The sequence below is a fragment of the Eggerthella sinensis genome (assembly GCF_003339815.1).
Taxonomy (GTDB): Bacteria; Actinomycetota; Coriobacteriia; order Coriobacteriales; family Eggerthellaceae; genus Eggerthella; species Eggerthella sinensis.
Genome location: NZ_PPTT01000004.1, coordinates 103520 through 116494, shown reverse-complemented (window position 1 = coordinate 116494; position 12975 = coordinate 103520). Strand labels below are relative to the sequence as shown.

Below are 12975 nucleotides of genomic sequence, written 5' to 3'. Positions count from 1 at the left end.
TATTGGACTAAAGTATGCTGATACGCTTGGAACGCAACGACGCGTTCGGGCGTCGGCAGAGTCGCACGACTCGCAGGAGGGCCCCGCAAATACGACGGGGTGCGAGGGAAGGAGACACCGACCTATGGAAAAGAGCACATTCAGCAGGCGCACGTTCATCGAGATGCTCGGCGTGTCGGCTGCGGGCTTCGGCCTGGTTAGCTTGGCGGGCTGCAGCAGCGGCGGCGACACGAGCGCCCCGTCGACGGACGCCGGCTCCACCGGCACGACCGGCGGTGCCGCGGACGCCATCACGTACAGCCTGACGGCCGACCCGCGCGCGGTCGACCCGGCGTACTTCGACGACGGCGAGTCCGCCGTGGTCAGCTGCAACATCTACGAAGGCCTGTACCAGTACGGCGCCAAGGACGCGAAGGTTGCGCCCTGCCTGGCCACCGATCTGCCCGAGATCTCGGACGACGGCCTCGTGTACACCATCAAGCTGCGCGAGGGCGTCAAGTTCCATGACGGCGGCGATTTCAACGCCGACGCCGTGGTGAAGTCCATCGAGCGCCAGCTCGAGCCCAACCGCAACTCCGAAATGCCCTACGCGTCCTTCGTGTTCGGCGAGAAGGAAGCGGGCAACGGCGTGGAGAAGGTCGAGGCCATCGACCCCACCACCGTCAAGATCACGATGCGCGCGGCTTCCGCCCCGTTCGTGAAGAACCTCGCCATGGCCCTGGCCTCCCCCATCGTCGACCCGGCAGCCGCCGAGGCGGCGGGCAGCCAGCCCATCACGAAGCCCAGCGGCACGGGCCCCTACAAGTTCGTCGACTGGACGAAGGGCGCTTCCGTCACGCTCGTGGCCAACGAGGACTACTGGGGCGACGCGCCCAAGACGAAGAACATCGTCTTCAAGATCATCGCCGAGGGCAACACGCGCCTCACCTCGCTCATGAACGGCGAGTGCGACATCATCTCGAGCGTCGACCCGTCGTCGGCCGACCAGGTGACGAGCAACGGCTTCGAGCTGTTCTCCGAAGACGGCATGACCATCAACTACATGGCGTTCAACACCGAGTCGGACAAGTGCTCCGACCAGGAAGTGCGCAAGGCCGTGGCCCAGGCGATCAACGTCGAGGAAATGGTGCAGGCCATCTACGGCGACTACGCCACCGTGGCGAACTCCGTCATGCCGAACTGGATGGCGCCCTACACCAAGGACGTCAAGCAGACGGCGTACGATCCCGAGGCCGCCAAGAAGACGCTGCAGGACAAGGGCATCACGTCGCTGCAGTGCATCACGTACACCACCGCCCGCCCCTACAACCAGAAGGGCGGCAGCCAGCTGGCCAACATGATCCAGGGCTACCTGTCCGAGGTGGGCGTGGACGTGAGCATCACCGAGTACGACTGGACCACCTACAAGACCAAGGTGCAGACCGATCCGTACGACATCTGCTTCTACGGCTGGACGGGCGACAACGGCGACCCGGACAACTTCATGAACCTGCTCGCCGACACGAACTGGTCCATGAACGTGGCGCACTTCCAGGACGAGGAGTACAAGGCGCTCGTCGCCAAGGGCCTCACCACGCCGGATGGCGATGAGCGCGACGCCGTCTACCTGAAGTGCGAGCAGATGGTTGCCGAGAAGCAGCCGTGGGTGCTCATCTCCCACTCCAAGAACCTGCTGGGCATCAACCCGAAGGTCAAGGACTTCTACTACCATCCCACCGGCGTCGCCTTCTTCAAGGGCGTGTCGAAGGAAGCGTAAAGCAAGCAGTGCTTGTGTGCGGGGCCGTTCGAGCGCGAGCGGCCCCGTTTTGGGTTCTATTACCGGTTGGCGTCGCATTCTTGCCGCCAAACGATAGCAAGTGCGCTACACTGTCATGCGATCTTTTTCGATCCGTGGCTGCGCGCAAGGCATCACCAGGCGCGCACTCGAAGCCGAAGGCACCGCCTCCGGCTTCATTCCTGTCCAAGCAGCGCAGGCGTGCTCTCGGACGGGTCCCGTTAAGAAAGGAGCAGCAGTTGCTCAAATACATCCTCAAACGAATCCTTATGGTGATTCCCGTTTTGCTGGGTGTGACAGTCATCATCTTCCTCATCACCCGCGTGTTGGCCCCGGACCCGGCTCCGGTGGTTCTGGGCGAGCACGCAACCCCCGAGGCGATGGCGGTCTGGCGCACCGACAACGGGTTGGACGACCCCATCTGGCTTCAGTACGTCAACTTCATCGTTGGCGCCGTCCAGGGCAACCTGGGCACCTCGTACTACACCCACCAGCCGGTCACGGCCGAGATCGCGGCGCGCTTCCCCGCCACCGCCGAGCTGGCCATCTGCGCCATCATCGTGGCGTCCTTGCTGGGCGTGGCGCTGGGCGTGCTGGCGGCGGTGAAGAAGAACAAAGCGGCCGATAACGTCAGTATGTTCATCGCGCTCATAGGCGTGTCGATGCCCATCTTCTGGTCGGGCATCCTGCTCATATTGCTGTTCTCGGGCATCTTGCACTGGCTGCCCTCGAGCGGGCGCGTGTCCCCCTTGCTCCAACCCACCGGAGGAACCGGGTTCTTCATCCTCGACACCATCATGCAGGGCAACTGGGCCGCGCTCGGAGACGTGCTCGTGCACCTCATCCTGCCCACGCTGGCGCTGTCGCTGTACTCCATGGCCATCATCACGCGCATGACGCGCTCGAGCATGCTCGAGACGCTCAACGAAGACTACGTGCGCACCGCGCGCGCCAAGGGCCTGTCGAAGGGCGCCGTCAACGTCAAGCACGCGCTGCGCAACGCCATGCTGCCCATCTCCACGGTCATCGGCCTGCAGTTCGGCAGCCTCCTGGGCGGCGCGCTGCTCACCGAGACGGTGTTCGCGTGGCCGGGCATCGGCAAGTTCGCCGTCGACTGCGTGCTGAAGAGCGACTTCCCCGTCGTGCAGGGCATCGTGCTGTTGGTGGCGGTCATCTTCGTCATCATGAACCTCGTCGTTGACATCGTGTACGCCTACCTCGATCCCCGCATCAAGTACGGCGCGAAGGAAGAGGGGTGATCGATATGGCGAAGAACAAGCAACTGGCCGTTGAGCCGGCCGGAGACGCGCTGTTGAGCGGCCAGCCGGTCAAGGAAAAGCACGAGAGCATCTGGAAAGACGTGATCGCGGGCATCGTGTCGAACAAGGCATCGCTCATCAGCGGCATCTTCATCCTGATCCTGGCCACCATCGCCATCGTGACGAAACTGGCGCCGGGCATCCTGCCCTACGACCCGTACGCGCAGAACCTGAGCGAATCGCTGCTGGCCCCGTCGGCGCAGCACTGGTTCGGCACCGACATCCAGGGCCGCGACATCTTCTGCCGCGTGCTCGTGGGCACGCAGATCACGCTGACCGTGGGTCTGGCCGCCGTGGCCATCTCGCTCACCGTGGGCGTCGTGCTGGGCTCCATCGCCGGCTACAAGGGCGGCAAGTGGGACACCGTCATCATGCGGGTCATGGACATGATGCTGGCTATCCCCTCCATCCTGCTGGCCATCGCCATCATGGCGGCGCTCGGGCCCGGCATCGAGAAGGCCGTCGTGGCCATCGGCCTCGTGGCCATCCCCGAATACGCGCGCATCGTGCGCTCGGAGATCCTCTCCATCAAGGAGAACGACTACGTGGCAGCCGCGCGCGTCATCGGCGACTCGAACTTCAAGATCGTGTTCAAGCACGTGCTTCCCAACGTGCTGCCCTCCATCATCGTGCGCGCGACGCTGGGCATCTCCACGGCCATCCTCGACGCAGCAGCCCTCGGCTTCCTCGGCCTGGGCGTGCAGCCGCCTGCCGCCGAATGGGGCGACATGCTGGGTCGCGGCCGCAACGAGCTGTTCCGCGCTCCGTGGCTCATGATTTTCCCCGGCCTGGCCATCACGCTGACCGTGCTCGCATTCAACCTGTTGGGCGACGGCGTGCGCGACGGCCTCGATCCCAAAGCAAGGAAGAGGTGATCCCGTGCTTCTTTCGGTGAAGAACCTCTCTACGGAGTTCCCCGTCAAGAAGGGCATCGTACGCGCCGTCGAAGACGTGAGTTTCGACGTTGACGCGGGCGAGATTCTGGCCATCGTCGGCGAGTCCGGCTCCGGCAAGTCGGTGACCAGCCTGTCCGTCATGGGCTTGCTGGCCGAGCCGGGCCACGTGGCCGGCGGCTCCATGGAGTTCGAAGGCAAAGACCTCACGAAGCTGTCCGAGAAGCAGTACCGCGAGCTGCGCGGCAACGACATGGCGATGATCTTCCAGGAGCCCATGACGTCGCTCAACCCGGTGTACCGCGTGGGCAAGCAGATCACGGAGGCCATCCGCACGCACGAGAAGGTGTCGAAGGCCGAGGCCAAAACGCGCGCCGTCGACCTTCTGCGCAAGGTGGGCATCCCCTCGCCCGAGGCCCGCATCAACGACTATCCGCACCAGATGTCGGGCGGCATGCGCCAGCGCGTCATGATAGCCATGGCGCTGGCCTGCAACCCGAAGCTGCTCATCGCCGACGAGCCCACCACGGCCCTCGACGTGACCATCCAGGCGCAGATCCTCGACTTGCTGCGCCGCCTGCGCGACGACACCGGCATGGCCGTGCTGCTGATCACGCACGATTTGGGCGTGGTGAGCGAGACGGCCGACCGCGTGGTGGTCATGTACTGCGGCCAGGTGGTTGAGGAAGCCGACGTGCGCGAGCTGTTCGACCATCCGATGCACCCCTACACGCTGGGCCTGCTGAAGTCCATCCCCCGCCTCGAGGACGACGACACGAAGCGCCTGTACATGATCAAGGGCATGGTGCCGAACCCGCTCGAGATGCCGCCGGGCTGCCACTTCTCCGACCGCTGCGACTCGTGCATGGACATCTGCCGCCAGCAGATTCCCGACCTCGTGGATCTCGACGGCCACAAGGTGCGCTGCTTCTTGTACGAGAACGCCGAAGGCGAGGCCAAGAGCGCGGACGCCATCGCCGCCGGCGAAGCCGAGGCGTTGGCCGACGTCGAGGCGGCGCGCGAGATGGAAACCGCCGAAGCCCTGCTCGTGGGCGAGGAGATCCGCGAAGCGGAGATCGAAGAGCTGGAGAAGGAAGAGGAGGCGGGCCGATGAGCGAGAACACCGTGCATACCTCCGGCGAGGGCGCTACGCCCTCGCCGGAGCAGGATATCCTGCTCGACGTGCAGCACCTCACGAAGCGCTTCGCCGCCGACACGAACTTCTTCGGCAAGGCGACGTCCTACGTGCAGGCCGTCGACGACGTGAGCTTCCAGATTCGCAAGGGCGAGGCGTTCGGCCTCGTGGGCGAGTCGGGCTGCGGCAAGACCACCGTGGGCAAGATGCTGGTGAACCTGCTCAAGCCCACGTCGGGCACCATCACGTTCGACGGCAAAGAGCTGACCGCCATGAAGCCGGCCGAGCGCAAGCAGTACTGCAAGGACATCCAGCTGATCTTCCAGGACCCCTACGCGTCGCTCAACCCGCGCATGCGCGTGGGCGACATCATCGCCGAGCCCATCATCACGAACAACATCCTGCCGAAAGACCAGGTTGAAGACCGCGTGAACGAGCTCTTGGAGCGCGTGGGCCTGGCGAACTACATGCGCAACCGCTACCCCCACGAGTTCTCGGGCGGACAGCGCCAGCGCGTGGGCATCGCGCGCGCCCTGGCCGTGAACCCGAAGCTCATCGTGTGCGACGAGCCCGTGTCGGCGCTCGACGTGTCGATCCAGGCGCAGGTGCTCAACCTGCTCGACGAGCTCAAGGAGCAGTTCGGGCTGACGTACCTGTTCATCGCGCACGGCCTGAACGTGGTGAAGCACGTGTCCGACCGCGTGGGCGTCATGTACCTGGGCAAGATGATGGAGATCGCTCCGAAGAAGTCGCTGTACGCCGACCCGCTGTCGCCGTACACCCAGGCGCTGCTCTCGGCCATCCCATCGGTGGACCCGGCCACGAAGAAGGACCGCATCATCCTCGAAGGCGACGTGCCCTCGCCCATCGACCCGCCGCCCGGCTGCCGCTTCGCCAGCCGCTGCTTCGCGAAGGTGGAGGGCTGCGACACGGTGATGCCCGACCTCGTGGAGGTGAAGCCGGACCACTGCGTGGCCTGCCACCGCTACGACGAAGGCGGCCCGGGGACGGCCGTTATTTAGAACGTCGCTCTACAGTCCTGACTCGCACGAGGGCCCCACTGGGGCCCTCGTCGCTTATATGCGTACAGATATTTCACGTGAAACATCTGTACGCAGCAGCGCCCCGGAAACCTTCAACCTGTTGGCAACGGTAGTTTGCGGAAGCGGTGATGAGGGCGGCGGAATGCTCTCGGGCGACGGGCGGTTGTGAGACAATGGGGGCAAAAGCTTGAGCGGCATGCGAACGCGCATGCCTTCGCGAAAGGTGTGACCCCTATGGACCTGACTCCCGGCTCTCAGCTGCACGGCTTTACCGTGCGCTCGAGCGAACCGCTTTCCGAAATCGACGGCACCGCCTACGTGCTCGACCATGACAAGTCCGGCGCGCAGCTGCTGTATCTCGCGAACGACGACACGAACAAGGCGTTCTCCATCGCGTTCAAAACCCCGCCCGCCGACGACACCGGCGTCTTCCACATCCTCGAGCACTCCGTGCTGTGCGGCAGCGACAAGTTCCCCGTCAAAGAGCCGTTCGTGAACCTGCTGAAAAGCTCGATGCAGACGTTTTTGAACGCCATGACGTTTCCCGACAAGACGATGTACCCGGTGGCCAGCACGAACGACCAGGACCTGCTGAACCTCACCGACGTGTACCTCGACGCGGTGCTGCACCCGGCCATCTACCGCAAGCGCGCCATCTTCGAGCAGGAGGGCTGGCACTACGAGCTGTCCGGCGACGTGGAGGCCGCGGCGGGCGATTCCGTGGCAGGCGACGCCGTGGCGGCCACCGAGGCGGCCGACGGCTCGGCGAGCCTCGTGCTGAACGGCGTGGTGTACAACGAGATGAAGGGCGCCCTGTCCGACCCGAACTCGGTGCTGTACGACGAGCTGCAGGCGGCCCTGTTCCCCGACACGGCCTACCGCTTCGAGTCGGGCGGCACGCCGCGCGCCATCCCCGACCTCACCTACGAGCAGTTCCTCGAGGAGCATCGCCGCCACTACCGCCTGGACAACAGCTACCTCACGCTGTACGGCGACCTCGACGCGGACGCCATGCTGGCCTTCCTCGACGAGCGGTACCTCTCCCCCGTGGCCGACGAGCAGGCCGCGGCCACGAGCTTCGACGCCGAGGGCGCGCCCCTCGCGCCGCACCCGCTTGAGAAGCAGGCGCCGGTGGTGGCGCTCGGCGTGACGCGCAACATGGTCACCGCGCCCGAGAACGCGTGCGCGGGGCTGGGCTACGTCATCGGCGACGCGGGCGAGCGCACGCGCATCGTGGCCGTGGACATCCTGCTGGACGCCATCATGGGCTCGAACGAGGCGCCGCTCAAGCGCGCGCTGCTCGACGCGGGCCTGGCGGCCGACGCGCAGGCGTTTCTGGCCGACTCGGTGCTGCAGCCCTTCGCGGTCATGCAGCTGCGCGGTCTCGAAGACGACGGCGCCGCGCGCTTCCGCACGGTGGTCGAGGAGAACCTGCGCGCGCTGGCCGACGGCGGGCTCGACCGCACGCTCGTGGAGGCGTCGCTCTCGCGCGCCGAGTTCGTCATGCGCGAGCGCGACTTCGGCATGTCCGACGGCGTGGCCCTGGCCATGAGCGCGCTGGCCGGCTGGCTCTACGACGACGATGCGGCCACGAGCTACCTCAAGTACGAGGACGACTTCGCGTTTCTGCGCTCGGCTCTGGAAGAAGGGTACTTCGAGCAGCTCATCCGCGAGGTGTTCCTGGAAAGCACGCACCTGGCCGAGGTGGAGATCGTGCCGGTGGACGGCGACGAGGACGCCTACGAGGAGGCGCGCCTGAGCGCCGCCGAGGCCTCCATGGCGCCCGAGGACTTCGTGCGCGTGGCCGACGAGGAAGCGGCCCTGCGCCGCCTGCAGGAGGAGCCCGACGCGCCCGAGGCCCTGGCAACGCTGCCTCGCCTGTCGGTGGCCGACATCGGCGCGGCGCCCGTCGAGCCTCCCTACGCGCTCGTCGAGGACGCTCCCGTGCCCACGCTGCGCCACGACGCGCCCACGCGCGGCATCGCGTACGCCTACCGCTACTTCGACCTGGACCGCGTCGCCTTCGACGAACTGCCCTACGTGACCGTGCTGGGACTCGTGCTGGGCAAGCTGGGAACCGCGCGGCACACGGCATCCGAGCTGGACACGCTCGTCAACGGCAAGCTGGGCAACCTCACGTTCTTCGCCGAGATCTACGAGGACGCGGCCGACCCGTCCGTCCTCGCGCCGAAGTTCGTCGTGAGCTCGAGCGCGCTCACCGAGAACGTGCGCGAGCTGGCCGAGCTGCCGCGCGAGATCATGCTGGAAACCGACTTCTCGGACGCGAGCAAGATCAAGGACGTGCTGCAGCAGCGCCGCATCGGCATGGAGCAGGGCTTCGCCAACGCGGGCCACGCGAGCGCCATGGCGCATCTGGCTTCGTACTACCTGCCCGCGGGCGTCGTGCGCGAGCAGCTGGGCGGCGTGGGCTTCTACCGCTTCCTCAAGAAGCTGCTGGCCTCGTGGGACGAGCGCGCCGACGACGTGGTCGCGCGCCTGGCCGACCTAGCGCAGCGCCTGTTCGCGGACGACGCGCTCATCTTGAGCTTCACGGGCTCCGACGAGGACTACGAGCGGTTCTGGGCCGCCGGCGGCGCCCTCGAGCGCACGGGCACGGGCGAGGCGCTCCTCAAGGTGCCTGCGCCCGTCAAGCGCAACGAGGCGTTCATCGTGCCCACCGACGTGTGCTATGCGGCGCTCGGCTTCGACCGCCGCGCCTTCGACGCGGACTACACGGGCGCCTGGCAGGTGGCCGCGCGGGCGCTGTCCTACGACTACCTGTGGAACGAGGTGCGCGTGAAGGGCGGCGCGTACGGCGCGGGCTTCCAGACGGCGCGCACCGGCAACCTGCGCTTCTACTCGTACCGCGATCCGCATCTCGACGAGACGCTCGAGCGCTTCGCGGGCGCGTCGGCGTGGCTGGCCGCGTTCGACCCGGCCGATGACGAGATGGAAGGCTACGTGGTGAGCACGGTGGCCGGCTTCGACACGCCGCTCAAGGCGCGCGGGCTCGTGCGGCGTCAGGACGGCGACTTCTTCGGCGGCCGCACGCCCGAGAGCCGCCTCGAGACGCGCACGCAGATGATCGAGACGAGCGCCGAGCAGCTGCGCGGCCTGGCCCGGCCCATCGCGCGCGCGGTGGAGGAAAACGACGTGTGCGTGTTCGGCAACCGGGACATCATCGAGGCGTCGTCGGCGGACCTCGACGTGGTGGACCTGCTCAACGAGTAGGCGCGCGGCCGCTTCCCAACCCGCTTTTCAACCCGCTTTTCGCGCGAACAAGACGCCCCGGCACGATTGCCGGGGCGTCTTTGCATATTAGGCTCTTTTCCATCATCGGGAAGCGCATTTCGAGCTAGAATACTCCATTGAACGCACAAGGTGCCGCCGATCGCGCAACCGCGCTTGACTGAGCGCCTCATAAATGTTAGTAATACAGTATCAAATAGACGAGAGACGGAGAGCATCTACTATGCTGGAACTGAAGAACCTCACCTTCGAGGTGCCGCTCGCAGACGGATCGAAGGAAACGAAGCGCATCATCGACGACCTGTCGCTCACCATCCCCGACGGCCGTTTCACCGTCATCACAGGCCCGAACGGCGGCGGCAAGTCGACGCTGGCGAAGCTCATCATGGGCGTGGAGCGCGCCACGAGCGGCCAGATCATCCTCGACGGCGAGGACGTCACCGACCTGTCCATCTCCGAGCGCGCCAACAAGGGCATCGGCTACGGCTTCCAGCAGCCCGCGCGCTTCAAGGGCATGAAGGTGAAGAAGCTGCTCGACATCGCGGCCGGCAAGAAACTGCCGATGCTCGCCTGCAACGAGTACCTGGCGAAGGTGGGCCTGTGCTCGGCCAGCTACCTCACGCGCGAGGTGGACAAGAACCTGTCCGGCGGCGAAGTGAAGCGCATCGAGATCGCCACCATCCTCGCCCGCGACCCGAAGCTGGCCATCTACGACGAGCCCGAAGCGGGCATCGACCTGTGGAGCTTCGACCGCCTCACCGAGACGTTCCGCGACATCCACGAGGCGCGCGACGGCCGCTCCATCGTGATCATCTCGCACCAGGAGCGCATCATCCAGCTGGCCGACGAGATCGTGCTGCTGAAAGACGGCAAGGTGATGGAGACGGGCACGCCCGACGAGCTCATGCCGAAGCTGGGCTTCGTGGCGAAGGGCATCCCCGGCTGCCAGCTGAGCACCCCCACCGAGCTTCACATCACCGAGATCCCCACCACCTGCTAACCGCGTGAATACGAACGAATGTTTCACGTGAAACATTCGCCTGGAAGAGAAGGAGCCACTATGGCTGTTGATTTGTCCCCCATCGACGAGGGCTTGCTCGCCGAGATCGCCAATATCCACGGCATGCCGAAGGGCGCGTTCAACATCCGCAAGGACGGACAGCTCGTCGAGCGCCATTCCTCGGCGAACATCGAGATCGCTACGAAGACGGACAACCCCGGTATCGACATCCGCATCAAGGCGGGCACGAAGGGCGAGACGGTGTACATCCCCGTCATCGTCACGCAGTCCGGCCTCAAGGACGTCGTGTACAACACGTTCTACATCGAGGACGACTGCGACGTCACCATCATCGCCGGCTGCGGCATCCACAACGAGAGCCACGAGGCGTCCGAGCACGACGGCATCCACACGTTCTACTGCGGCAAGAACTCGCACGTGAAGTACGTGGAGAAGCACTACGGCGAAGGCACCGGCACCGGCGAGCGCATCCTGAACCCCGTGACGAACGTCGTCATGGAGGAGAACGCCAGCTGCGAGATGGAGCTCACGCAGCTGCGCGGCGTATCGTCCACCGTGCGCGACACGAACGCCGAGCTGGGCGCGGGCGCGAAGCTCGTGCTCACCGAGAAGCTGCTGACCCACGACGATCAGGTGGCCACCTCGAATATGAAGGTGGAGCTCAAGGGCGACGATTCCAGCGTGCAGGTGATCTCGCGCTCGGTGGCGCAGGACAATTCCAAGCAGGTGTTCAACCCGCTCGTCATCGGCGAGGCCGCGTGCCGCGGTCACGTGCAGTGCGACGCCATCATCATGGGCAAGGCGAAGGTGACGGCCATCCCCGGCATCGAGGCCGCCAGCGAGGACGCGCTGCTCGTGCACGAAGCCGCCATCGGCAAGATCGCCGGCGACCAGATCACGAAGCTGATGACGCTCGGCCTGACGGAAGAAGAGGCCGAGCAGGAGATTCTGGAAGACTTCCTGAACTAGGGGAGAAGCGCGAAGAGTGCCTGTTGAAGTGCGAGAGCCCGCCTGACGGCGGGCTCTTTCTTTTCTCTAGCGCCTACGAGCGCTCCGGGATTATGCGCCCTCGCGTCAGGCGCCGTCGCGCCGCGCTCGCAGGACCCGCGAAGCCCCCGACATCGCCCGCACATAAGAGCGGTCGCTCCCTCGGTCTCACGGCGGGCATGAAAAAGGGACCCCCTACCCCTCGTACCTCCTCACGAAATGCAGGATGACCGCTGCCGATGTGGGGGTGCAGCGTTCGCCGGGGAGCGTGCGCTCGCAGACGGGGATGCCGCGGGCGATGACGGCGGCGGTGGCGGGCGCGGGAATGCTCAGCTCGCCGTGGGCGCACTGCACCGTGCCCTCCCCCGTCTGCACGCGGGTGGCCACGATTTCGTCGGGATCGAGCGCTTCCACGGCCAGGCAGATGGCGGCCACGTTGCGCAGGGCTTCGCCGTTGCCCACCTCGTGGAAGTGCGTCTCCTCAACCGTGCAGCCGTGGGCGGCGGCCTCGGCCTCGGCGAGGATGCGGTACACGGCGCGCATGTCGTCCTTCACGCGCGCGCTCGTCGCAAGGCGGTCGATGGTGGCGTTCACCTCGCCCAGGTCGTGATGGTGGGCGTCGGGCACGCCGGCCGCGGCGGCCGCTTCCTGCACCTGCGCGCGGCGCTCCTCGGGCAGCTGCAGCAGCGCTTCGGCCAGCAGGTGGCGGCGCGTGGCGTTCTCTTCGAGGTTCCAAACAAGCTTCGTCATGCGGTTCTCGCTTTCACGTGGTTGATCATATGGGCCTGATAGCCCGCGCCGAAACCGTTGTCGATGTTCACCACCGACACGCCCGAGGCGCAGGAGTTCAACATGGCGAGCAGCGCCGCGACGCCGCCGAAGCTGGCGCCGTAGCCCACGCTCGTGGGCACGGCGATGACGGGGCACGAGGCGAGGCCGCCCACGACGCTTGCGAGCGCGCCCTCCATGCCCGCCACCGCCACGACCACGCTTGCGGACGCGATGTCGTCGGCGTGCGCGAGCAGGCGGTGGATGCCCGCCACGCCCACGTCGTAGAGGCGCACCACCTCGTTGCCCAGCATCTCGGCGGTGACGGCCGCCTCCTCGGCCACGGGCAGGTCGCTCGTGCCGGCTGCGGCGATGACGATGGGGCCGTTGCCGTCGGGCGCGGGCGCCTGCCCCAGGATGCCGAGGCGGGGGCTCTCGCGATACGTGAACGCGAGCGGGCACGCGCCCGTCAGGGAGCGCTCGACCGCAGCGGCCTTCTCGGCATCGAGCCGCGTGACGAGCACGCGCTCCTGCCCGTTGTCCACGAGCGCGCGGCACACGCCCACGATCTGCTCGGCCGTCTTGCCCGCGCCGTACACCACTTCCGACACGCCCTGGCGCATGCCGCGATGGTTGTCCACCGTGGCGTAGCCGAGTTCCGTGAACGGGGCGATGCGCAGCGAGCGCTCGGCTTCGTCGATGGTCGCCTCGCCCGCCGCCACCCGCTCGAGCAGGGCGCGCAATTCTCGTTGCTCCATAGCGAACCTCTCTTCGGTTTCTTTGAAC

The 12975-nt window shown here is 66.2% G+C and carries 10 protein-coding genes; 8 read left to right on the top strand and 2 right to left on the bottom strand.

Annotated features, from left to right (window positions below):
* Positions 1-124: 124 nt before the first annotated feature.
* The 8 genes from C1876_RS03335 (at position 125) to C1876_RS03300 (ending at position 11403) form a co-directional block, all read left to right on the top strand.
* Positions 125-1756, top strand: a complete 1632-nt coding sequence (locus C1876_RS03335) for an ABC transporter substrate-binding protein (protein ID WP_114545308.1) — start codon at positions 125-127, stop codon at positions 1754-1756.
* Between the two features lie 257 nt (positions 1757-2013).
* The gene (locus C1876_RS03330; protein WP_114545307.1) at positions 2014-3033 is read left to right on the top strand and encodes an ABC transporter permease; all 1020 of its coding nucleotides are present in this window, start codon (positions 2014-2016) and stop codon (positions 3031-3033) included.
* A 5-nt stretch (positions 3034-3038) separates the two neighbouring features.
* Positions 3039-3968 carry a nickel transporter permease gene (nikC, locus tag C1876_RS03325; protein ID WP_211309494.1) on the top strand — a complete coding sequence of 310 codons (930 nt, stop codon included), beginning with the start codon at positions 3039-3041 and terminating at the stop codon, positions 3966-3968.
* Between the two features lie 4 nt (positions 3969-3972).
* Entirely contained in the window at positions 3973-5100 is a 1128-nt protein-coding gene (locus C1876_RS03320; protein WP_114545305.1) for an ABC transporter ATP-binding protein, read from the top strand.
* Positions 5097-6143 (top strand): ABC transporter ATP-binding protein, encoded by a 1047-nt coding sequence (locus C1876_RS03315; protein ID WP_114545304.1) that lies wholly within the window; start codon positions 5097-5099, stop codon positions 6141-6143. The genes C1876_RS03320 and C1876_RS03315 overlap by 4 nt, the downstream gene beginning before the upstream one ends.
* Positions 6144-6398: 255 nt before the next feature.
* Complete coding sequence (locus C1876_RS03310) at positions 6399-9395, top strand: insulinase family protein (protein WP_114545303.1); 2997 nt, start codon at positions 6399-6401, stop codon at positions 9393-9395.
* Positions 9396-9636: 241 nt separating this feature from the next.
* Positions 9637-10413 carry an ABC transporter ATP-binding protein gene (locus C1876_RS03305; RefSeq protein ID WP_114545302.1) on the top strand — a complete coding sequence of 259 codons (777 nt, stop codon included), beginning with the start codon at positions 9637-9639 and terminating at the stop codon, positions 10411-10413.
* 60 nt (positions 10414-10473) lie between these two features.
* Positions 10474-11403 (top strand): SufB/SufD family protein, encoded by a 930-nt coding sequence (locus C1876_RS03300; RefSeq protein ID WP_114545301.1) that lies wholly within the window; start codon positions 10474-10476, stop codon positions 11401-11403.
* Between the two features lie 213 nt (positions 11404-11616).
* Here the strand turns inward: C1876_RS03300 and larC are convergent, their stop codons facing one another.
* Positions 11617-12171 carry a nickel pincer cofactor biosynthesis protein LarC gene (gene larC / locus C1876_RS03295; protein WP_114545300.1) on the bottom strand — a complete coding sequence of 185 codons (555 nt, stop codon included), beginning with the start codon at positions 12169-12171 and terminating at the stop codon, positions 11617-11619.
* A complete protein-coding gene (gene larB, locus C1876_RS03290) occupies positions 12168-12947 on the bottom strand; it encodes a nickel pincer cofactor biosynthesis protein LarB (protein WP_114545299.1) in 780 nt (259 codons plus the stop codon). The genes larC and larB overlap by 4 nt, the downstream gene beginning before the upstream one ends.
* Between the last annotated feature and the right edge of the window lie 28 nt (positions 12948-12975).